Annotated in this window: 23 protein-coding genes, 2 rRNA genes and 2 other annotated features (1 of these 27 only partly in view); all 25 genes read left to right on the forward strand. The window is 41.5% G+C overall.

All coding sequences use genetic code 11. The annotated features are described in order from the left end of the window. A 23S ribosomal RNA gene (locus ABC357_RS21090) occupies positions 1-25 on the forward strand (it extends 2,172 nt beyond the left edge of the window). A gap of 37 nt (positions 26-62) precedes the next feature. Beyond that, positions 63-178, forward strand: a 5S ribosomal RNA gene (rrf, locus tag ABC357_RS21095). 320 nt (positions 179-498) lie between these two features. Continuing rightward, positions 499-960 carry a CtsR family transcriptional regulator gene (locus tag ABC357_RS21100; RefSeq protein ID WP_412889511.1) on the forward strand — a complete coding sequence of 154 codons (462 nt, stop codon included), beginning with the start codon at positions 499-501 and terminating at the stop codon, positions 958-960. Positions 961-981: 21 nt separating this feature from the next. Next, positions 982-1,539, forward strand: a complete 558-nt coding sequence (gene mcsA, locus ABC357_RS21105; protein ID WP_412889512.1) for a protein-arginine kinase activator protein McsA — start codon at positions 982-984, stop codon at positions 1,537-1,539. Continuing rightward, positions 1,536-2,603 carry a protein-arginine kinase McsB gene (gene mcsB, locus ABC357_RS21110; RefSeq protein WP_412889513.1) on the forward strand — a complete coding sequence of 356 codons (1,068 nt, stop codon included), beginning with the start codon at positions 1,536-1,538 and terminating at the stop codon, positions 2,601-2,603. Before mcsA ends, mcsB begins: the two co-directional genes overlap by 4 nt. 13 nt (positions 2,604-2,616) lie before the next feature. Beyond that, entirely contained in the window at positions 2,617-5,061 is a 2,445-nt protein-coding gene (clpC, locus tag ABC357_RS21115) for an ATP-dependent protease ATP-binding subunit ClpC (protein WP_412889514.1), read from the forward strand. 224 nt (positions 5,062-5,285) lie between these two features. Further along, positions 5,286-6,671, forward strand: a complete 1,386-nt coding sequence (gene radA / locus ABC357_RS21120; protein ID WP_412889515.1) for a DNA repair protein RadA — start codon at positions 5,286-5,288, stop codon at positions 6,669-6,671. Between the two features lie 2 nt (positions 6,672-6,673). Further along, the gene (gene disA / locus ABC357_RS21125; RefSeq protein WP_412889516.1) at positions 6,674-7,744 is read left to right on the forward strand and encodes a DNA integrity scanning diadenylate cyclase DisA; all 1,071 of its coding nucleotides are present in this window, start codon (positions 6,674-6,676) and stop codon (positions 7,742-7,744) included. A 99-nt stretch (positions 7,745-7,843) separates the two neighbouring features. Next, positions 7,844-8,938: a PIN/TRAM domain-containing protein gene (locus tag ABC357_RS21130; RefSeq protein ID WP_412889517.1), complete on the forward strand. Its 1,095-nt coding sequence runs from the start codon at positions 7,844-7,846 to the stop codon at positions 8,936-8,938. Positions 8,939-9,044: 106 nt separating this feature from the next. Further along, positions 9,045-9,731 (forward strand): 2-C-methyl-D-erythritol 4-phosphate cytidylyltransferase, encoded by a 687-nt coding sequence (ispD, locus tag ABC357_RS21135; protein WP_412890093.1) that lies wholly within the window; start codon positions 9,045-9,047, stop codon positions 9,729-9,731. Positions 9,732-9,751: 20 nt separating this feature from the next. Further along, entirely contained in the window at positions 9,752-10,228 is a 477-nt protein-coding gene (gene ispF / locus ABC357_RS21140; RefSeq protein ID WP_412889518.1) for a 2-C-methyl-D-erythritol 2,4-cyclodiphosphate synthase, read from the forward strand. A 108-nt stretch (positions 10,229-10,336) separates the two neighbouring features. After that, positions 10,337-11,794, forward strand: a complete 1,458-nt coding sequence (gene gltX, locus ABC357_RS21145; protein ID WP_412889519.1) for a glutamate--tRNA ligase — start codon at positions 10,337-10,339, stop codon at positions 11,792-11,794. A gap of 41 nt (positions 11,795-11,835) precedes the next feature. Then, positions 11,836-12,066, forward strand: a binding site (T-box leader). Between the two features lie 114 nt (positions 12,067-12,180). Then, positions 12,181-12,849, forward strand: a complete 669-nt coding sequence (gene cysE / locus ABC357_RS21150; RefSeq protein WP_412889520.1) for a serine O-acetyltransferase — start codon at positions 12,181-12,183, stop codon at positions 12,847-12,849. Then, positions 12,830-14,227 (forward strand): cysteine--tRNA ligase, encoded by a 1,398-nt coding sequence (gene cysS, locus ABC357_RS21155; protein WP_412889521.1) that lies wholly within the window; start codon positions 12,830-12,832, stop codon positions 14,225-14,227. Before cysE ends, cysS begins: the two co-directional genes overlap by 20 nt. A 2-nt stretch (positions 14,228-14,229) precedes the next feature. Next, positions 14,230-14,646, forward strand: a complete 417-nt coding sequence (locus tag ABC357_RS21160; protein WP_412889522.1) for a Mini-ribonuclease 3 — start codon at positions 14,230-14,232, stop codon at positions 14,644-14,646. A gap of 8 nt (positions 14,647-14,654) precedes the next feature. Further along, positions 14,655-15,398, forward strand: coding sequence for a 23S rRNA (guanosine(2251)-2'-O)-methyltransferase RlmB (gene rlmB / locus ABC357_RS21165; RefSeq protein ID WP_412889523.1), 744 nt, complete (start codon positions 14,655-14,657; stop codon positions 15,396-15,398). Positions 15,399-15,401: 3 nt separating this feature from the next. Continuing rightward, the gene (locus ABC357_RS21170; RefSeq protein ID WP_412889524.1) at positions 15,402-15,914 is read left to right on the forward strand and encodes an NYN domain-containing protein; all 513 of its coding nucleotides are present in this window, start codon (positions 15,402-15,404) and stop codon (positions 15,912-15,914) included. A 67-nt stretch (positions 15,915-15,981) separates the two neighbouring features. Beyond that, a complete protein-coding gene (gene sigH / locus ABC357_RS21175; RefSeq protein WP_412889525.1) occupies positions 15,982-16,632 on the forward strand; it encodes an RNA polymerase sporulation sigma factor SigH in 651 nt (216 codons plus the stop codon). 129 nt (positions 16,633-16,761) lie between these two features. Further along, positions 16,762-16,911, forward strand: coding sequence for a 50S ribosomal protein L33 (gene rpmG / locus ABC357_RS21180; RefSeq protein ID WP_412889526.1), 150 nt, complete (start codon positions 16,762-16,764; stop codon positions 16,909-16,911). A gap of 46 nt (positions 16,912-16,957) precedes the next feature. Further along, a complete protein-coding gene (gene secE / locus ABC357_RS21185) occupies positions 16,958-17,140 on the forward strand; it encodes a preprotein translocase subunit SecE (RefSeq protein WP_412889527.1) in 183 nt (60 codons plus the stop codon). 191 nt (positions 17,141-17,331) lie between these two features. Continuing rightward, positions 17,332-17,865 (forward strand): transcription termination/antitermination protein NusG, encoded by a 534-nt coding sequence (gene nusG / locus ABC357_RS21190; protein WP_412889528.1) that lies wholly within the window; start codon positions 17,332-17,334, stop codon positions 17,863-17,865. 176 nt (positions 17,866-18,041) lie between these two features. Continuing rightward, positions 18,042-18,467, forward strand: a complete 426-nt coding sequence (gene rplK / locus ABC357_RS21195; protein WP_412889529.1) for a 50S ribosomal protein L11 — start codon at positions 18,042-18,044, stop codon at positions 18,465-18,467. A 112-nt stretch (positions 18,468-18,579) separates the two neighbouring features. Then, positions 18,580-19,284 carry a 50S ribosomal protein L1 gene (gene rplA, locus ABC357_RS21200; RefSeq protein ID WP_412889530.1) on the forward strand — a complete coding sequence of 235 codons (705 nt, stop codon included), beginning with the start codon at positions 18,580-18,582 and terminating at the stop codon, positions 19,282-19,284. 56 nt (positions 19,285-19,340) lie between these two features. Further along, positions 19,341-19,487 (forward strand) — a sequence feature (ribosomal protein L10 leader region). Between the two features lie 41 nt (positions 19,488-19,528). Beyond that, entirely contained in the window at positions 19,529-20,029 is a 501-nt protein-coding gene (gene rplJ, locus ABC357_RS21205) for a 50S ribosomal protein L10 (RefSeq protein WP_412889531.1), read from the forward strand. Positions 20,030-20,097: 68 nt separating this feature from the next. Continuing rightward, entirely contained in the window at positions 20,098-20,463 is a 366-nt protein-coding gene (gene rplL / locus ABC357_RS21210; RefSeq protein WP_412889532.1) for a 50S ribosomal protein L7/L12, read from the forward strand. The last annotated feature ends 43 nt before the right edge of the window (positions 20,464-20,506 follow it).

Below are 20,506 nucleotides of genomic sequence, written 5' to 3' on the forward strand. Positions count from 1 at the left end.
TGTTGTTTGATTTACTTTTGACTCTGTTATCTAGTTTTGAAGGAATAACATTCCTTTATATGTCTGGTAATGATGGCGAAGAGGCCACACCCGTTCCCATTCCGAACACGGAAGTTAAGCTCTTCAGCGCCGATGGTAGTTGGGGGTTTCCCCCTGTGAGAGTAGGACGTTGCCAGGCAACACAAAGATCAGCGATTGCGCTGGTCTTTTTTTGTTTTGTCCGTTATGAATGGCAAATGCATACCAGATTAGAGTGGAAAATTTGGTTTAAGGGAAGAGAGGCAGGGTATATATCCTATAGTATCTTTTTTTATAAAGGAATGCCCTTTAGAATAAAGTTTATTTTCGTGTTTTATATTGCCTATATATTGGAAAAAATAGAGATAAGAACAAGCACCTAAGTTGCAAATCGGTGTTTTTTCTCATATAATTAAAGTCAAATATAGTCAAAGTCAGTATGTGATTTTCTTTACCTTAAGTCAGATTGGAGGAGGGAAGATGAAGAATATATCTGACATAATTGAAAACTACTTAAAAAGCGTACTAAATCAAAGCGAGAAGGATATTGTCATGATAAAGCGGAGTGAAATTGCCGATAAATTTCAATGTGTTCCTTCTCAAATCAATTATGTCATTAACACCAGATTTACGACTGAAAAAGGATATGTTGTCGAGAGCAAACGCGGAGGCGGCGGTTATATTAGAATTACAAAGGTTCATTTATATGACCATGCCCATGTGATTGATCAGCTACTCGACTTAATCGATCAGAAACTTCCACAGCAAATAGCTGAAAATATGATATATAGACTTGTTGAAGAGGAGATCATCAGTCGAAGGGAAGCAAAAATTATGCTGAGCGTCATTGACCGTTCTGTCATAATGATCGAACTGCCCCATCGTGATGAATTGCGTGCAAGAGTCATGAAGGCCATGCTCACAAGTTTAAAGTATCAATAATATAGTAAGAGGTGACTCGGAATGCTTTGTCAGGAGTGCAAACAAAATCCGGCGACCCACCATTTTAGAAAGATTATTAATGGGGAAAAAAAAGAGGTCTATTTATGTGATCAATGTTCACAGGAAAAAAGTGAGATGTTTATGTTGAGCGGCAATCCATATTTTTCATTAAATAGCCTTTTAGCCGGGTTATTAAATATAGAACCAGCTTATCCAAATGCACAACAGAATGCTTTTGCAAACAGTGTTGATGATATTCGGTGCGATCATTGCCAAATGAGCTATAAAGAATTTGCCCGTATAGGCCGCTTTGGATGCTCACATTGCTACACTTCTTTTGAAAAGCAATTAGAGCCAATCCTTAAACGATTGCATGGCGGGAACTCTACTCATGTCGGTAAAATACCTGAAAGAATCGGCGGAGGCATTTCATTAAGAAAGCGAATTAATCATTTAAAGGCAGATTTGCAGGAAAGCATCCAAAAAGAGGAATTTGAAAAAGCTGCTGTAATCCGTGATGAGATCCGCGCCCTTGAAAAAGAAAACGGCGATTCTAAAGAAGGGGAGGATCGCGAATGAGCCTAAAACATTTCATCGATAATGCTTTGAGTTCGTGGATGGATGAAACAGGACCTGAAGCTGATATCGTATTAAGCAGCCGAATTCGCCTTGCCAGAAATTTAACGGATTATGTATTTCCAACTTTATTGAAACAGGAAGAGGGAAATGCAGTTGTCCGTGAAATTGAAAAACAATTATTCTCCTTACACGATAAAGAAGGATTCGAATTTATAAAAATGGCCGATATTCAGCCGCTGGAAAAGCATATTCTTGTTGAAAAGCATGCAATCAGCCCTTTGTTGGCCGAGGATTCTCCATATGGTGCATGCCTGATTTCCCAAGATGAAAAAATGAGCATCATGATAAATGAAGAGGACCATATACGGATTCAATGTATGCTATCCGGCTTGCAATTAAATGAAGCCTTAAAGCTGGCTAATGAATTGGATGACCAGATTGAAGACCGGCTTGATTATGCATTTGATGAGAAAAGAGGATATTTGACCAGCTGCCCTACAAATACAGGAACAGGTTTACGGGCATCCGTTATGATGCATTTACCTGGTCTTGTCTTAACCCAGCAAATGAAAAATATTGTCCCAGCTATCAATCAGCTTGGTTTAGTTGTAAGGGGCATATATGGGGAAGGCAGTGAAGCGTTGGGCGACATATTCCAAATCTCAAACCAAATTACACTTGGTAAATCCGAGATAGATATAGTTGAAGACCTAAAAAGTGTTGTGGTACAAATAATCACTCAAGAAAGATTGGCCCGTGAAGCATTAGTGAAGACATCAAACATACAATTAGAAGATAGAGTCTACAGATCATGGGGCGTTTTAACAAACGCCAGAATGATTGATTTAAAAGAAGCAGCCAGATGTCTTTCGGATGTTAGATTGGGCATAGATTTAGGGTATATCCCTAATGTGTCAACCACCATCCTTAATGAATTGATGATTTTGACGCAGCCTGGTTTTCTGCAGCAATACGCTGGAGGAGAGATGAAGGCAGAGGAAAGAGACCAACGCCGAGCCTCATTCATAAGAGAACGGCTTAATATGGAAAAAGATAAAGCATAAGGAGGCTATATATATGATGTTCGGAAGATTTACTGAAAGAGCCCAAAAGGTATTGGCATTAGCACAGGAAGAAGCAATCCGTTTAGGTCATAACAATATTGGAACTGAACATATTTTATTAGGACTTGTGCGTGAAGGAGATGGCATCGCTGCCAAAGCTTTGTACGCTTTGGGTCTTGGAGCTGATAAAATCCAAAAAGAAGTGGAAAATCTAATCGGAAAAGGGCAGGAAACGGCACAAACGATCCATTATACGCCACGTGCGAAGAAAGTCATCGAACTTTCCATGGATGAAGCACGCAAGCTTGGCCATTCCTATGTAGGAACAGAACATATCTTGCTTGGGTTAATCCGTGAAGGAGAAGGAGTTGCCGCGAGAGTACTTAATAATTTGGGAGTAAGTTTAAACAAAGCCCGCCAACAAGTTCTACAGCTGTTGGGAAGCAATGAATCCGCCGGACACCAAGGAAATACAACTTCTGCAGCAAGCACGCCTACCTTGGATAGCCTTGCTCGTGATTTGACAGTAACTGCCCGTGAAGGAAGCTTGGATCCGGTAATTGGAAGAAGCAAAGAAATCCAACGTGTTATCGAAGTGCTTAGCCGCCGTACAAAGAATAATCCTGTTTTGATTGGTGAGCCTGGCGTCGGTAAAACCGCAATTGCTGAAGGGCTTGCACAACAAATCGTCAATAATGAAGTGCCGGAAATCCTGCGCGACAAGCGGGTGATGACACTTGATATGGGTACTGTTGTTGCAGGCACGAAGTATCGTGGCGAATTTGAGGACCGATTGAAAAAAGTGATGGATGAAATTCGGGCAGCCGGAAATATTATTCTTTTCATAGACGAGTTGCATACTTTGATTGGCGCAGGAGGAGCAGAGGGTGCCATAGATGCATCCAATATACTGAAACCATCTTTAGCACGCGGCGAACTTCAATGCATTGGTGCCACTACATTGGATGAATACCGTAAATATATAGAAAAGGATGCAGCTTTGGAACGACGCTTCCAGCCAATCCAGGTGGATGAACCGTCTGTTGATGAATCCATCCAGATCCTTCAGGGCCTCCGTGACCGCTATGAGGCTCACCACCGCGTATCTATTACGGATGAAGCAATTGAAGCTGCTGTCAAAATGTCTGACCGGTATATATCCGATCGCTTTTTACCGGATAAAGCAATTGATTTAATCGATGAGGCGGGTTCAAAAGTGCGTCTTCGTTCTTATACCACTCCGCCAAATCTAAAAGAGCTTGAAGTGAAGCTTGAGGAGGTTAGGAAGGAGAAGGATGCGGCTGTCCAAAGCCAGGAGTTCGAAAAAGCAGCTTCCCTTCGCGATTCGGAGCAGCGTTTACGTGAGAAACTTGAAAATACGAAAAAAACATGGAAAGAGCAGCAAGGGAAAGAAAACAGTGAAGTGACAGTGGATGATATTGCGACTGTGGTATCCAATTGGACCGGAGTTCCAGTCACTAAATTAGCTCAAACAGAAACGGAAAAATTACTTAAAATGGAGGAAATTCTTCATGAGCGCGTCATCGGCCAAGATGAAGCCGTTAAGGCTGTTGCTAAGGCTGTGCGCCGTGCACGGGCTGGGCTGAAAGATCCGAAGCGTCCGGTTGGATCCTTTATTTTCTTAGGACCAACAGGTGTAGGTAAGACAGAGCTTGCAAGAGCATTGGCAGAATCTATGTTCGGTGACGAGGATGCTATGATTCGCGTAGATATGTCCGAATATATGGAGAAACATTCTACATCCAGACTGGTTGGTTCACCTCCAGGTTATGTAGGGTACGACGAGGGCGGCCAATTAACAGAGAAAGTTAGAAGAAAACCGTATTCTGTTGTTTTGCTGGATGAAATTGAAAAAGCGCATCCGGATGTGTTCAATATCCTATTACAAGTGCTGGAAGATGGGCGCTTGACTGATTCTAAAGGAAGAACTGTTGATTTCCGAAATACAATCTTAATTATGACTTCCAATGTTGGGGCTTCTGCTTTGAAGAACAACAAATATGTCGGCTTCAATGTACAGGAAGATACAGAAGCTGATTATAAGGATATGAAAGGAAAAGTGATGGAAGAATTGAAAAAAGCCTTCCGTCCGGAATTCCTGAATAGAATTGATGAAATGATTGTTTTCCATGCATTGGAGAAGAAACATTTGCAGGAAATCGTGGTCTTAATGGCGAACCAACTATTGAAACGGTTGAAGGAACAAGAAGTGTATGTTGAACTTTCTGATGCAGCCATTGCTAAAATTGCCGAAGAAGGCTATGACCCTGAATATGGGGCACGTCCATTGCGTCGCGCATTGCAAAAACATGTGGAAGATAAGCTCTCTGAAGAATTGTTAATGGGCAATATCCAGAAAGGCCAACACATTAAAATCGATTTCGCTGATGGCGAATTTCAAGTTAAGCCTGTCGAGGTAGCTTCCTTGAGTAAATAAGCTTGTACATCGGCACAGAGCTTTAACGGCTCTGTGCCTCTTTTTACATAGAATATAGAATAAGGAATCGGCCTGTCATTAGGTTGACTGACATCTAAAATTGTGTAAACTTAATCTTATTTTAAGAAAACTTTCCTATACTAGTATGGGAAAGTAAATAATGGAACTTACTATATTTTTTTATTCATAGATGAAATAGACTAGTTGAAAAGGGGGGAGAACTGTTGGCAAAGAAGAAAACAAAATTTATTTGCCAATCCTGCGGCTATGAATCGGCAAAGTGGATGGGCAAATGCCCAGGATGCGGCGAATGGAATAAGATGACGGAAGAAGTGGAATTCGTCAAGCCGGCCCGAAAAGGAGCCTTTACACATAGCGATGCCGGCGGGAGCACTGTACGTGTAAAAGCGGCACCAATCACTTCCATACAAACATCACACGAGACTCGTATGAAGACAGATTTAAATGAGCTTAATCGAGCTTTGGGCGGTGGGATTGTCTATGGTTCCCTTGTGTTGATTGGAGGAGATCCTGGCATTGGGAAATCGACGCTATTGTTGCAGGTGTCGGCGCAATTGGCCCAAAAGGAACAAAAGGTCCTTTATGTATCAGGCGAAGAATCCGTAAAGCAAACGAAGCTGCGCGCCGATCGTTTAGGCACGGTTTCCGAGCATTTGTACGTTTTTTCTGAGACCGATATGGATTTCATAGAACAAGCTATCGAAGAAGTCCAACCTAATCTAGTGGTGATCGACTCCATTCAGACTGTGTTCCAGCCGGAGGTAACATCTGCGCCGGGAAGTGTTTCCCAAGTGCGCGAATGTACCGCTACATTAATGAGAATTGCTAAAACAAAGGGTATAGCCATTTTCATCGTTGGTCATGTTACAAAAGAAGGCAATATAGCAGGCCCTCGATTGCTTGAGCATATGGTGGACACGGTTCTTTACTTTGAAGGTGAAAGACACCATACGTACCGAATTGTAAGAGCGGTAAAAAACCGATTTGGCAGCACGAATGAGATGGGGATCTTCGAAATGAAGGAACATGGGCTGGAGGAAGTAGAGAATCCATCTGAAATTTTCCTAGAGGAGCGTTCACAGGGCGCTGCAGGCAGCACGGTGGTTGCTTCAATGGAAGGTACACGGCCTGTACTGGTAGAAATACAGGCTTTGATTGCGCCGACTAGCTTCGGAAATCCCCGCCGAATGGCAACCGGAATCGATTATAACAGGGTGCCGCTTCTAATGGCAGTACTGGAGAAGCGAGTAGGGCTCCTGTTGCAGAACCAGGATGCTTACCTAAAAGTAGCTGGAGGCGTTAAATTGGATGAACCGGCCATTGACTTAGCGATTGCGGTATCAATTGCATCCAGTTTCAGGGACCAGCCGACAAAGCAGACGGATTGTATTATTGGTGAGGTTGGTTTAACAGGAGAAGTTAGACGGGTATCTAGAATAGAGCAACGTGTCCAAGAAGCTGCTAAGCTTGGGTTCGAACGCATTATTCTGCCAGAAAATAATATTGGAGGCTGGAAGGTGCCAGAGGGTGTGGAGATTGTTGGAGTTTCCACGGTAGCCGACGCGCTTCGGGCAGCGTTAGGAGGTTAAAGATGAGCGAAAAAAGGGCTGATAAAACAAAATCTGAAATATTGCAGCTTGTATCTCCCGGTACGCCCTTACGTGATGGAATAGACAATGTCCTAAGAGCGAATACAGGCGGTTTGATCGTTGTAGGCTTCAATGAGAAGATGAAGACCATCGTAGAGGGCGGATTTAAGATCGGTTGCCCCTATTCTCCAAGTTCTCTATATGAGCTAGCCAAGATGGATGGAGCAATCATCCTGAATGAAGCAGCGGATAAAATTCTGCTCGCAAACGCTCAATTGGTACCGGATACTACTTTTTCATCAAGTGAAACGGGCATGAGGCACCGCACGGCTGAACGGGTGGCCAAGGAAACAAAGGCACTGGTTATCGCCATTTCCCAACGGAGAAATATCATTACCGTTTATCAGGGCAATTTCCGTTATTCACTGAAGGACATGGGCGTCATTCTGACAAAAGCGAACCAGGCTGTCCAAACACTTGAAAAGTATAAGGTTGTCCTTCACCAAAGCATCAGCGGACTCGGTTTGATGGAGTTCGAGGAATCAGTCACTTATTCCGATGTTATTCGCGTTTTACATCGTTTCATTATGTTCATACGCATCAAGAACGAGTTGCTTGCCTATTTAACCGAGCTTGGCGTAGAAGGCCGCCTGATCAGGCTGCAAATGAATGAGGTGATCTCTTCTCTCGAGGAAGAAGGGGAATTGATTATAGAAGATTATATGTGCCCTGAAGACCAAAATGCCAAGGATATTGTTCAAAAGCTGCACGAACTTTCCCAACAGCAATTGATTGAGGATAATACGATCTTGAAGGCCCTGGGTTATAATGGATATGTCCAGCTGGATGAAGTCATTTTTCCAAGAGGCTATCGATTGCTCCATAAAATTCCGCGCCTGCCAGCTTTGATCATTGAAAATCTTGTGCAATCTTTTGAAAATTTCACGGCCATCATGAATGCTTCTGTTGAAGAATTGGATGATGTAGAAGGAATCGGTGAGGTAAGGGCGAAAAAGATAAGAGAAGGCTTGAGGATGCTCAAGAACCATCTCCATGCAGAAAGAATGATGTAACACAGAGTTAACAATCGTTTCTATTCTGTGACAAATCCCCATCAATTCAGTTTGGCCGCTTTAATACGTATATAATGAGAATGAAAGGGAGGTGAAGGGATGTTAAAACGAATTATACAAGCATGTTTCATTATATTTGGTGGAACGTTAGGGATGTTCCTCATTCCTAAATTATTAATACTAATAAATGCTGATGATATCAATTATATTAACAATCCTTATGTAACAGCTATTTTAGGTGCAATCATATTTTATATTTTTACTTTTTGGACAATCGATTATGTCGTTAATTTTGTAAAATGGATTGAAGAAAGATTGGTGAAAGCCCCCATTACCGATTTGATTTTTGGTAGCTTAGGGCTAATTGTCGGCTTATTTGTAGCCTTTTTGATCAGCTTTGCTATATCCTCTATTTCTTGGCCGATTGTGAATACAATTGCGCCTATCCTAATCACGCTTTTATTTGGCTATTTAGGATTCCAGGTCGGGTTTAAAAAACGTGATGAACTCCTTGGCTTGATTCGTGCAGGCAAGAAGAAAAACGCTGTAGAGGAAGATAAGGCAGAGGAACCTGAACATACACCTTCGACGTATAAGATTCTTGATACAAGCGTTATTATAGATGGAAGAATTGCGGATATTTGCCAAACAGGCTTTATTGAAGGCACTTTGGTCATCCCTCAATTCGTTTTGGAAGAGCTGCAGCATATTGCCGATTCCTCTGATGCATTGAAGAGAAACAGAGGGAGACGAGGCTTGGATATACTCAACCGCATTCAAAAGGAACTGGCTGTTAAAGTCCAATTCTATGAAGGCGATTTTGAAGATATCCAGGAAGTGGACAGTAAATTGATTAAGTTGTCTAAAGTCATGAACGGTGTACTTGTAACCAATGACTTTAATCTAAATAAAGTGTGTGAATTCCAAAACGTACCTGTTCTGAATATCAATGATTTGGCGAATGCCATCAAACCGGTTGTCATTCCCGGTGAAGAGATGAATGTTCTTGTCATTAAGGACGGTAAGGAGCAAAATCAGGGTGTCGCCTATTTGGATGATGGCACGATGATTGTAGTTGAAGAGGGGCGCAATTATATCGGCAAGCAAATTGATGTTATTGTTACCAGTGTTCTTCAGACATCGGCAGGCAGAATGATTTTTGCCAAGCCTAAATTGCTTGAAAAAGCATTATAAACTATAGGTATCCAGAGATAGGCGGACTTTATATGAAGATATAGTCCGTCATTTCTCTGTTTAAGGGTACAGACATAAAGAAAGATGGGAAAGAAAAGTGACTAGTATTTCTTATGACGTTATCGTGCTTGCGGCAGGGCAAGGAAAAAGAATGAATGCCGGTAAAAATAAGGTGTTTTTAGAATTGGACGGGATACCCCTTATTATCCGTACTCTCGATGTCTTTGCTAAAGATTTGCGCTGCAGCCGCATTATCTTGCCGATTAATCCGACTGAACAGCCTCTATTCGAGGAAATGATAGCCGGCTATGAGCTAGAAGGGCGCATTGAATTTACAGCAGGAGGCAAAGAGAGGCAGAATAGTGTTTTCAGTGGATTGCAGCAAATACCTCGGGAAGAGGGGAAAATCGTTCTTGTCCACGATGGGGCAAGGCCTTTTGTATCCAGTGCCACAATAGATGCACTGCTGGCTGAAGTAAAAGAAAGCGGGGGTGCTATCCCCGGGGTGCGGGTCAAGGACACAATTAAAAAGGTGACCGACGGCCGGATTGAAGAAACGGTCGAACGTGCGAATCTTTGGGCCGTTCATACTCCACAAGCCTTTCAATATGATATTCTGAGAAAAGCGCATGAGCAAGCAGAGGCTGATTCTTATTTGGGAACGGATGATGCAAGCCTTGTTGAAAGATTGGGATTACCTGTTTCAATGGTGGAGGACGAGTATACAAATATTAAAATCACTACACCTGAAGATTTGGATGTAGCAATGGCCATCTGTAGAAGACATAAATAAGGACAAAGGAGAATAAAGAAATGTATCGAATTGGACAAGGTTTTGACGTACATCAATTGGTGGAAGGCAGACCATTGATAATGGGCGGGATTACAATTCCATTTGAAAAGGGATTGCTCGGGCATTCAGATGCAGACGTTCTTTTGCATACTGTTGCCGATGCATGCCTTGGGGCAATTGGCGAAGGAGATATCGGCAAGCATTTTCCTGATACAGATCCGTCATTTAAAGATGCTGATTCTGCTATATTAATGGAACACGTTTGGAAAATCGTAAAGGATAAGGGGTATGAATTAGGTAATATAGATTGCACGATTATCGCCCAGCGTCCGAAAATGCTTCCGTACATACCTGAGATAAGAGAAAAAATTGCGCAATTATTGGAAGCTGATGTCGCCGATGTCAACGTAAAGGCAACGACGACTGAAAAGCTTGGATTTGCAGGCCGTGAAGAGGGCATAGCCGCCCAAGTGGCCGTTTTGCTCAAGAAAATATAGGAAGCAGGATGCGGCTCTCTTTTTTCCTCTAGCCTGTAGTGGTAAAATGATAAGATATGTATGAACTAATTAAGAAAAACAGTATTCATTGCTTAGGAGGCATTTAGAATGAGCAATCAAATAAGGGTCCGTTATGCACCGAGTCCAACTGGGCACTTGCACATCGGGAACGCTCGGACGGCATTATTCAATTATTTATTCGCACGACACAAAGGCGGGAAATTTATTATCCGCATTGAGGATACAGACCAAAAGAGAAATATTGCTGACGGTGAAGAAAGCCAATTGAAGTATTTGAAATGGCTTGGAATGGATTGGGATGAAAGTGTGGATTGTCCTGGAGAGTATGGACCGTACAGACAATCTGAACGGAACGATATTTACCGTAAATATTACAACGAACTATTGGAAAAAGACCTTGCCTATAAATGCTATTGTACGGAAGAGGAGCTTGAAGCGGAGCGTGAAGAACAAATGTCACGCGGCGAAACTCCGAAGTACTCTGGCAAATGCCGCCATTTGACAGCGGAAGATCGTGAAAAGCTTGAAAGTGAAGGGCGTAAGCCTAGCATCCGCTTTGCAGTGCCGGAAGGAAAGACATTTACATTCAATGATATGGTTAAAGGAGACGTTTCCTTCGAATCGGACGGAATTGGCGACCATGTAATTGTTAAGAAAGATGGCATTCCAACGTATAACTTCGCTGTTACAGTAGATGATTATTTAATGGAGATTTCCCATGTGCTGCGCGGAGATGACCATATTTCCAATACGCCTAAGCAATTAATGATTTATGAAGCTCTAGGCTGGGAACCGCCCGTCTTTGGCCACATGACGTTAATCGTAAACGAAAGCCGCAAGAAGCTAAGTAAACGCGATGAGTCCATCATCCAATTTATAGAGCAATACGCGGAATTAGGCTATTTACCGGAAGCTATTTTTAACTTCATAGCCTTATTAGGCTGGGCGCCAGGTGGAGAAGAAGAATTGTTTACAAAAGAACAATTTATTGAACTGTTTGACGAAAACCGTTTATCTAAATCGCCGGCATTATTCGACACTAATAAGTTAACGTGGATGAATAATCAGTACATGAAAAATATTGATATTGATCGCCTTACTGATTTATCATTGCCACATTTAATAAAAGCTGGGCGCATCACTGAACCTGTAACAGAAGAAAAAATGAAATGGGTCCATGACTTATTGGCTTTATACCAAGAAAAAATGAGCTTTGGCGCCGAGATTGTCCCATTATCTGAAGTGATCTTTAAAGATGAAATTGAATTCGACGATGAAAGCAAAGAAATTATCGGAGAAGAACAGGTTCCTGAAGTTTTGTCCGCTTTCCTTGAAGAGTTGAATGCTCTTGAAGAATTTGAGGCAGCAGGTATTAAAGCCGCTATGAAAGCTGTACAGAAAAAGACAGGCCACAAAGGCAAAAAGTTGTTTATGCCGATCCGTGTAGCCGTTACCGGACAGATGCATGGCCCTGACCTTCCTCAAGCGATCGCTTTAATTGGCAAGGAAAAAATAAAAAATCGTTTAGCAAGTATTTTAGATTAACAAAAAGTATAAAATGTAATATAGTAATAATTAATTATGTATATGAAGCGTTGATGGAGAGAAGTACAAGAATGAGGCTTTTAAGAGAGAACCACCGCTGGCTGAAAGTGGTTTAAGCTTCTTCATTTTTGGAAATGCACTCTGGAGCCTTATGCCGAACTTCCAGTAGGTATAAGCGGTCTCATACCGTTATAATGACAAGTTGGGAAAAGATAGCCATTTGGCATCTATCCAAACAGAGTGGAACCGCGCGGGAATAAAGCGTCTCTGTCATTAGACAGAGACGCTTTTTATATACAGAAAAAAAGTATTTTGATATAAGTTTATGTGTGTAACAGGGGGAAAGGTGCATTGGTAAATTATGCATTTGAGATGGGGGGATTCAAATGTTTAGGGTTTTAAAAGAGGATATAGACGTTATATTTGATCAAGATCCAGCCGCAAGAAGCTATATTGAAGTGATACTCACGTATGCCGGGCTTCATGCTATCTGGTCACACCGGCTCGCACATTTTTTCTACAAGAAGAAGCTATACTTCATTGCGCGGTCCATTTCGCAGATCAGCCGTTTTTTTACAGGGATTGAGATACATCCAGGTGCTAAAATCGGACGAAAGTTTTTTATTGACCATGGAATGGGAGTTGTGGTTGGAGAAACGTGCGAAATTGGGGACAATGTGACGGTTTATCAAGGAGTTACACTGGGCGGAACCGGGAAAGAAAAAGGGAAACGCCATCCGACAATCGAGAATAACGTGTTGATTGCTACAGGTGCAAAAGTACTCGGGTCTATTGTAGTCGGGGAAAATTCGAAGATTGGCGCCGGTTCGGTCGTCTTGAAAGAGGTGCCTCCTAATTCTACGGTCGTAGGCATACCGGGAAAGGTCGTTATCCGCGATGGCGTGAAATTAAAGAAAGATTTGAACCATTGCGATCTGCCCGATCCTACCGGGGACCGCTTCAAGAAACTGGAGAAAGAATTGGAACGAATGAAAACGGAAATAGATAGCTTGAAGAAGGAAAGGAGTCAAAGAAATGACTATCAAAATTTATAATACATTGACTCGTCAAAAAGAGGAGTTCATTCCTTTGGAAGAAGGAAAGGTAAAAATGTATGTGTGCGGACCAACCGTATACAACTTTATCCATATTGGGAACGCCCGTCCGCCTATTGTGTTTGATACTGTCCGCAATTATTTGAAATACCGAGGATATGATGTGAAGTATGTATCGAATTTCACGGATGTAGATGATAAGTTGATCCGGGTTGCAAATGAACTGGGTACAGATGTACCGACTGTGGCACAGCGCTTTATTGATGCTTATTTCGAAGATGTCCATGCGCTTGGGTGCCACTCTGCCGATATACATCCACGGGTAACAGAAAGCATGGATATTATCATTGAGTTCATTCAAACCTTAATTGATAAAGGGTATGCTTATGAATCAGAAGGGGATGTGTATTACCGTACACGCAAGTTTGATGGGTACGGGAAATTATCGCATCAATCGATTGATGAGCTGCGTGCAGGTGCACGGATTGAAGTAGGCGACAAAAAGCAAGATCCACTTGATTTTGTCCTTTGGAAGAGTGCAAAAGAAGGAGAAATCTTTTGGGAAAGCCCATGGGGCAAAGGCCGTCCAGGCTGGCATATTGAATGCTCGGCGATGGCTAAGAAATATTTAGGTGAAAGCATTGATATTCATGCAGGTGGGCAGGATTTATCATTCCCTCACCACGAAAATGAAATTGCCCAATCTGAAGCTTATACAGGTAAGCCTTTTGCGAAGTATTGGATGCATAATGGCTATATTAATATAGATAATGAAAAAATGTCTAAGTCCTTGGGCAATTTTGTCTTGGTACATGATATTATTAAACACCATAATCCACAGGTACTGCGTTTCTTCATGCTGTCTGTCCATTACAGACATCCGATCAACTACAGCGAAGCATTGCTTGAGAATGCAGCTACTGCATTGGATCGTTTGAAGACTTCTTATCATAATTTGCAGCACCGCTTGGATACAGCGACTGACCTTACAGATACAAATGAAGAATGGCTGACAAAAATCGACGAAATCCACAAACAATTTATTATTGAAATGGATGATGATTTTAATACGGCAAATGCTATTTCTTTATTATTTGAACTATCAAAGCAGGCTAATTATTATTTGATGGAGTCGCATACACATGCAGATGTATTGAACGCTTTTATCGATGAGTTCAAAGTGCTGTTCACTGTCCTTGGTTTATCGCTTGACGAGGAGCAACTGCTTGACGAAGAAATCGAGCAATTGATCGAGGAGCGCAACCAGGCGAGAAAAGACCGCAATTTTGCACGCTCAGATGAAATACGCGATGAATTGAAGGCACAGAACATCATCCTCGAAGACACGCCTCAAGGTACAAGATGGAAAAGAGGATGAGCATGGCCGAATACAAACAAATTAAACCGATGGAGCTAAATAGCTTAGCTTTGGCGTACATGGGGGATGCTGTATATGAAAAATATATACGGCATCACCTTCTCTTAAAGGGAGGGGTAAAGCCAAACCAATTGCATCGGGAGTCGACGCGCTTTGTTTCGGCAAAAGCACAGAGCAAAGTCATTCATTTTTTTTTGGACGAGGCATTGCTTTCTGAAGAAGAAGAAGGCGTTGTTAGAAGAGGAAGAAATGCCAAATCGGGCTCAGTCCCTAAAAATACAGATGTCCAAACATACAATTATTCGACAGCATTCGAGGCGCTGATCGGTTATCTGTATTTAAGCGACCGAAATGAACGTATGGAAGAACTGATCCAAAAAAGCATTGAATATACGGAAGAACTAATAGAGAAGAGGTGAGACGCTTCATGAGTGAAGAATTTATTATTGGAAGGAACCCCGTAATTGAGGCGTTAAAGTCGGAGCGGGACATTAATAAGATATGGATAGCGGAAGGTTCGCAAAAGGGATCGATGGGCCAAGTCATTAATTTGGCCAAGGAAAAAAAGGTCATGACACAAATCGTGCCTAAAAAGAAAATCGACGGAATGGTGGAAGGCATCCATCAGGGTGTTGTGGCAGCTGTGGCAGCCTACCAATATGCAGACCTGGAAGATCTATTTGCCCTTGCAGAAAAGCGGAATGAGTCCCCTTTCTTTTTGATATTGGATGAGCTGGAAGACCCGCATAACTTGGGATCGATTATGAGAACGGCCGATGCAACGGGAGCGCATGGAATCATTATTCCTAAACGCCGATCTGTAGGCTTAACAGCAACTGTTGCTAAAGCTTCGACCGGGGCGATTGAATACATCCCTGTGGCGCGGGTGACAAACCTGGCCCAAACGATAGAAAAGCTGAAAGAGCGGGGCTTATGGATTGTAGGCACAGATGCTAAGGGCAGTGATGATTACCGCAATTTAGATGGAAATATGTCTGTAGGCATTATCATTGGAAGCGAAGGAAAAGGGATGGGCAGATTACTGAAGGATAAATGTGACTTCCTTGTCCATATGCCAATGGTGGGTAAAGTAACATCGCTGAACGCATCTGTAGCAGCAAGCCTTTTGATGTATGAAGTATACCGAAAGCGACATCCACTGGGTCGATGAGTGATGAAAAATATCCTGTTAGTGGATGGCTATAATATAATCGGGGCTTGGCCGGAATTGAAACGTCTAAAGGAACGGGATTTATCGGCTGCGCGTGATCGACTAATAGAAATCATGGCTGAATATAAAGCTTATACGGGCTATCAGGTGATTGTGGTTTTCGATGCTTATTTTGTCCAGGGCTTGGAAAGGAAGTTCAACAACTATAAGATCGATATTATTTACACGAAAGAAAATGAAACGGCGGATGAGCGGATTGAGCGGATGGCGATCGAGCTGAATAATATCAAGACGCAAATTCATGTCGCTACATCGGATTTTACGGAGCAGTGGGCTATTTTTGGCCAGGGGGCGCTCCGGAAATCTGCCCGTGAATTATTGAATGAATGCCAGCATATTGAAAGAGAGGTAACTAAAGAAGTCAGAGGACAGACTGATAGAAAGCCAACCTCACGTATTCCCTTATCTGAAGAAGTGGCCGAAAAATTCGAAAAATGGCGAAGAGGGCAATTTTGACATATTGACTACAAAAATTTTCCTGCTGTATAATAACGGTATCTTTGTTTCGGTCAGGGGGTTAAAGATGGCTGCAGATTATGGACATAAGGTAAGCGAGAAGTATTTACTGCTTGAAGATGATGCACTGGTGGAACTTGTTCATAAGGGTGAAAGCGAAGCTTTGGAATTCCTTATCCATAAATACAGGAATTTTGTGCGTGCAAAAGCCCGAACGTATTTTTTGATCGGCGCGGATAAGGAAGATATCGTTCAAGAAGGAATGATTGGACTATATAAAGCCATAAGGGATTTCAGGGAGGATAAATTAACTTCCTTTAAAGCATTTGCCGAACTATGCATTACAAGACAAATCATTACCGCTATAAAAACAGCTACAAGACAGAAACATATTCCGTTGAATTCTTATGTGTCATTGGACAAGCCCATCTATGATGAAGAATCAGACCGTACCCTACTGGATGTGATTATCGGGGCTAAAGTTATGAATCCAGAGGAGCTGATCATCAACCAGGAAGAGTTTGATGATATTGAAATGAAAATGGCGGAATTGCTTAGCGACCTTGAACGAAAAGTGTTGGCTCTTTATTTGGACGGGCAGTCCTATCAGGAGATTTCGGAGGAATTAAATCGCCACGTTAAATCGATTGATAATGCCCTTCAGAGAGTGAAGAGAAAACTTGAACGTTATTTGGAAATCCGGGAAATTTCTTTATAGCTTAGGATGTTCGAAAGCCTCTATAACACCTTCCAAAAATTTCAAAGTGCCACATTGTCCCGTTGACATTACTAGATTTGCATGATAAGGTTTTATGGACATATTTTTAATATAAGCAGGTGACTGACATTGAGAAGCAAAGTAATCCTTGCTTGTAAAGACTGTGGTTCAAGAAACTACTCGACTGTGAGCAATACCGCGTCTAAGGCAGAGCGTCTTGAGATCAAGAAATTTTGCAAAACATGTAATGCTCATACTCTTCACAAAGAAACAAAATAATTATTAGATAAATCAGATGCACTTATTTTAGCTGGAGGTTAGGAACATGCGACGCATAACCGATTTTTTTCGCGGCGTAGTACGCGAAATGAAGAAGGTAAGCTGGCCTAAGAGAAAAGAGCTTACTAGTTACACAATCATTGTTCTAACTACTGTTATCCTCATGAGCTTATTCTTTACTGTCATTGACCTTGGAATTTCAGAGTTAATTCGATGGGTGGATAAATAATCCTATTAACATTCATATTTTCCAATGAATAAGTTATTCGTAAAAGTGACATAATAGTGATAGAATAGAATGGATAAAAAAGCCCGGTTAGCGGCTTTTTTAATTTGGAAAAAAATAGATATACTAACGGTTTAGAAGTGCATGATTCAGATAATGCAAGATAGGGAGGGAAGGACATTTCGTCCTAACGAATGGAAAAGAATTGGTATGTTGTACACACTTATTCCGGATATGAAAATAAAGTAAAAGCAAACTTAGAAAAACGGGTGGAATCCATGGGGATGCAAGATAAAATCTTCCGTGTGGTCGTGCCTGAAGAAGAAGAAACAGAAATCAAAAACGGCAAAAAAAAGGTCGTTAAGAAAAAAGTATTCCCAGGCTATGTATTGGTTGAAATTATCATGACAGATGATTCATGGTATGTTGTCCGCAATACGCCGGGTGTTACAGGCTTCGTCGGTTCATCAGGCGGCGGCTCCAAACCGACCCCGCTATTGCCTGAAGAAGTTGTAAACTTGCTGAAACAAATGGGCATGGAAGAAAAACGTTTCGATGTCGACTTCGAATTGGGTGAATCAGTGACAATCAAGGAAGGTCCGTTTGCTTCCCATTCGGGTACGATTGAAGAACTTGATCCTGACAAAGCGAAAGTTAAAGTATTGGTTAATATGTTCGGAAGAGATACGAAAGTGGAATTGGATTTTACACAGGTAGAAAAATTATAATCCAAAAAAACTTGAAATGCGGCCGGATAAATGATAAAATTTCCTAGGTCAGTATGTCTCAATGTTTAGAGACCTGAACATTTGTTTAGTTCTTTATTCGATATATAAAGAATTCTATGAGTGGGAGGGGAACGAGCCCCTATTACCACATCACGGACTTTAAGGAGGTGTGTCTCGTGGCTAAAAAAGTTATTAAGATTGTAAAACTTCAGATCCCTGCAGCTAAAGCTAATCCAGCTCCACCAGTTGGACCGGCACTAGGTCAAGCAGGTGTTAATATCATGGGTTTCTGTAAAGAGTTCAACGCTCGTACTGCAGAACAAGCTGGTCTTATCATTCCTGTTGAAATTACGGTTTTCGAAGACCGTTCATTTACATTCATTACGAAAACTCCACCTGCTGCTGTATTGCTTAAGAAAGCGGCTGGTATCGAGTCAGGTTCTGGTGAACCGAATCGTAAGAAGGTTGCAACAGTTAAACGCGACAAAGTGCGTGAGATTGCTGAATCAAAAATGCCTGATCTAAACGCTGCAAACGTTGAGTCTGCAATGCGTATGGTTGAAGGTACTGCACGTAGCATGGGTATTGTCATTGAAGACTAATCCTTGCAAATAAGTTAGACGTTTCTACGGGGTTGCGAAGTTCATAAGACTATTCGCAACCTTTTTCGTGGGAGGTAATACCGTTAAAACCACATTATTAGGAGGATTTAAAATGGCTAAGAAAAGTAAAAAATATGCAGAAGCTATTAAGCTTGTTGACCGTTCAAAAGCTTACTCTGTTACAGAGGCAATTGAACTTGTTAAAAAAACAAATTTCACTAAATTCGATGCAACAGTTGAAGTTGCTTTCCGTTTAGGCGTTGACCCTAAGAAAGCTGACCAACAAATCCGTGGAGCAGTTGTTCTTCCAAACGGAACTGGTAAAACTCAACGTGTATTAGTATTCGCTAAAGGTGAAAAAGCAAAAGAAGCAGAAGCTGCTGGAGCTGACTACGTAGGCGATACTGATTACATCAACAAAATCCAACAAGGTTGGTTCGAGTTCGACGTAATCGTTGCTACACCTGACATGATGGGTGAAGTTGGTAAATTGGGCCGCGTATTGGGACCAAAAGGTTTAATGCCAAACCCTAAAACAGGTACAGTTTCATTCGACGTTACTAAAGCTGTTAATGAAATCAAAGCTGGTAAAGTTGAATACCGTGTAGATAAAACGGGTAACGTACATGTGCCTATCGGTAAAGTATCTTTCGAAGACAGCAAGCTAGTTGAAAACTTCACTGCTATCTACGAAACAATCGTGAAAGTTAAGCCATCAGCTGCTAAAGGAACTTACATCCAAAACCTAACTGTAACTTCTACAATGGGACCTGGTGTTAAAGTTGACACAGCTACTTTCACAGCTACTAAAAACTAATTTTAAAAAAGAATTGACTTTCTGCTGAAGACTGTTATATAATTCTTTTTGTTGAAAAATGAATACCATTTGTACCATAGACAGCAGGGGCTAATAAAGCTTAATCTTCCTGCCGAGGTAATTTCGATATATATAGTCTTTGACTATGACTTGGAATTTACTGCCCTCACGTCTGCTTGATTTGAGGGTTTTCTTTTTGACCGGTATAAATGTGTTTCGAGCAAATATACAGGAGGTGTAAAACATGAGTAGTGCTATTGAAGCAAAAAAACAAATCGTGCAAGAAATTGCCGATAAAATGAAATCTAGTAAATCAACAATCGTTGTTGACTACCGTGGACTTAACGTTGCTGAAGTAACTGAACTTCGTAAACAACTTCGTGAAGCGGGTGTAGAATTCAAAGTTTACAAAAACTCACTTTCTCGTCTAGCAGCGGATTCACTTGAGCTTAGCGAATTGAACGCAGCTTTAACTGGTCCGAACGCAATCGCATTCTCTAACGAAGATGTAGTTGCACCTGCTAAAATCCTTAATGATTTCGCTAAGAAACACGAAGCGTTGGAAATTAAGGCTGGTGTTATTGAAGGTAACGTATCAACTCAAGAAGAAGTTAAAGCTCTTGCTGAACTTCCATCACGCGAAGGTCTTCTTTCTATGTTGCTTAGCGTACTTCAAGCTCCAATCCGCAATCTTGCACTTGCTACTAAAGCAGTTGCAGATCAAAAAGAGGAACAAGGCGCTTAATTGTTGCATTGTAACTTAAACTGTTTTGACCATAAATCTAATTAAACATTTCAAGGAGGAACAATATAATGACTAAAGAACAAATCATTGAAGCAGTTAAAAATATGACTGTTTTAGAACTTAATGACCTTGTAAAAGCAATCGAAGAAGAGTTTGGTGTAACTGCTGCTGCTCCTGTAGCTATGATGGGTGGAGCTGCTGGTGGAGACGCTGCTGCTGAGAAAACTGAATTCGACGTAGTTCTAGCATCTGCTGGAGACCAAAAAATCAAAGTTATCAAGGTTGTTCGTGAAATCACTGGCCTTGGACTTAAAGAAGCAAAAGAAATCGTTGATAACGCTCCTAAAGCACTTAAAGAAGGTGCTTCTAAAGAGGAAGCTGAAGAAATCAAAGCTAAACTTGAAGAAGTTGGAGCTAACGTTGAAGTTAAGTAATGTTGCTTAAAAAAAGCTCGCTGGTCACAGCGAGCTTTTTTTG

This window comes from Bacillus kalamii (assembly GCF_047238185.1).
In the GTDB taxonomy this organism is placed as follows: Bacteria; Bacillota; Bacilli; order Bacillales; family DSM-1321; genus Bacillus_AD.

What these genes read in the sequence shown, in the direction of transcription:
- ABC357_RS21100 (WP_412889511.1), top strand. Translation starts at nt 499, where the DNA reads ATGAAGAATATATCTGACATAATTGAAAACTACTTAAAAAGCGTACTA.
- mcsA (WP_412889512.1), top strand. Translation starts at nt 982, where the DNA reads ATGCTTTGTCAGGAGTGCAAACAAAATCCGGCGACCCACCATTTTAGA.
- mcsB (WP_412889513.1), top strand. Translation starts at nt 1,536, where the DNA reads ATGAGCCTAAAACATTTCATCGATAATGCTTTGAGTTCGTGGATGGAT.
- clpC (WP_412889514.1), top strand. Translation starts at nt 2,617, where the DNA reads ATGATGTTCGGAAGATTTACTGAAAGAGCCCAAAAGGTATTGGCATTA.
- disA (WP_412889516.1), top strand. Translation starts at nt 6,674, where the DNA reads ATGAGCGAAAAAAGGGCTGATAAAACAAAATCTGAAATATTGCAGCTT.
- ABC357_RS21130 (WP_412889517.1), top strand. Translation starts at nt 7,844, where the DNA reads ATGTTAAAACGAATTATACAAGCATGTTTCATTATATTTGGTGGAACG.
- ispF (WP_412889518.1), top strand. Translation starts at nt 9,752, where the DNA reads ATGTATCGAATTGGACAAGGTTTTGACGTACATCAATTGGTGGAAGGC.
- gltX (WP_412889519.1), top strand. Translation starts at nt 10,337, where the DNA reads ATGAGCAATCAAATAAGGGTCCGTTATGCACCGAGTCCAACTGGGCAC.
- cysE (WP_412889520.1), top strand. Translation starts at nt 12,181, where the DNA reads ATGTTTAGGGTTTTAAAAGAGGATATAGACGTTATATTTGATCAAGAT.
- cysS (WP_412889521.1), top strand. Translation starts at nt 12,830, where the DNA reads ATGACTATCAAAATTTATAATACATTGACTCGTCAAAAAGAGGAGTTC.
- ABC357_RS21160 (WP_412889522.1), top strand. Translation starts at nt 14,230, where the DNA reads ATGGCCGAATACAAACAAATTAAACCGATGGAGCTAAATAGCTTAGCT.
- rlmB (WP_412889523.1), top strand. Translation starts at nt 14,655, where the DNA reads ATGAGTGAAGAATTTATTATTGGAAGGAACCCCGTAATTGAGGCGTTA.
- ABC357_RS21170 (WP_412889524.1), top strand. Translation starts at nt 15,402, where the DNA reads ATGAAAAATATCCTGTTAGTGGATGGCTATAATATAATCGGGGCTTGG.
- sigH (WP_412889525.1), top strand. Translation starts at nt 15,982, where the DNA reads ATGGCTGCAGATTATGGACATAAGGTAAGCGAGAAGTATTTACTGCTT.
- secE (WP_412889527.1), top strand. Translation starts at nt 16,958, where the DNA reads ATGCGACGCATAACCGATTTTTTTCGCGGCGTAGTACGCGAAATGAAG.
- nusG (WP_412889528.1), top strand. Translation starts at nt 17,332, where the DNA reads ATGGAAAAGAATTGGTATGTTGTACACACTTATTCCGGATATGAAAAT.
- rplA (WP_412889530.1), top strand. Translation starts at nt 18,580, where the DNA reads ATGGCTAAGAAAAGTAAAAAATATGCAGAAGCTATTAAGCTTGTTGAC.
- rplJ (WP_412889531.1), top strand. Translation starts at nt 19,529, where the DNA reads ATGAGTAGTGCTATTGAAGCAAAAAAACAAATCGTGCAAGAAATTGCC.
- rplL (WP_412889532.1), top strand. Translation starts at nt 20,098, where the DNA reads ATGACTAAAGAACAAATCATTGAAGCAGTTAAAAATATGACTGTTTTA.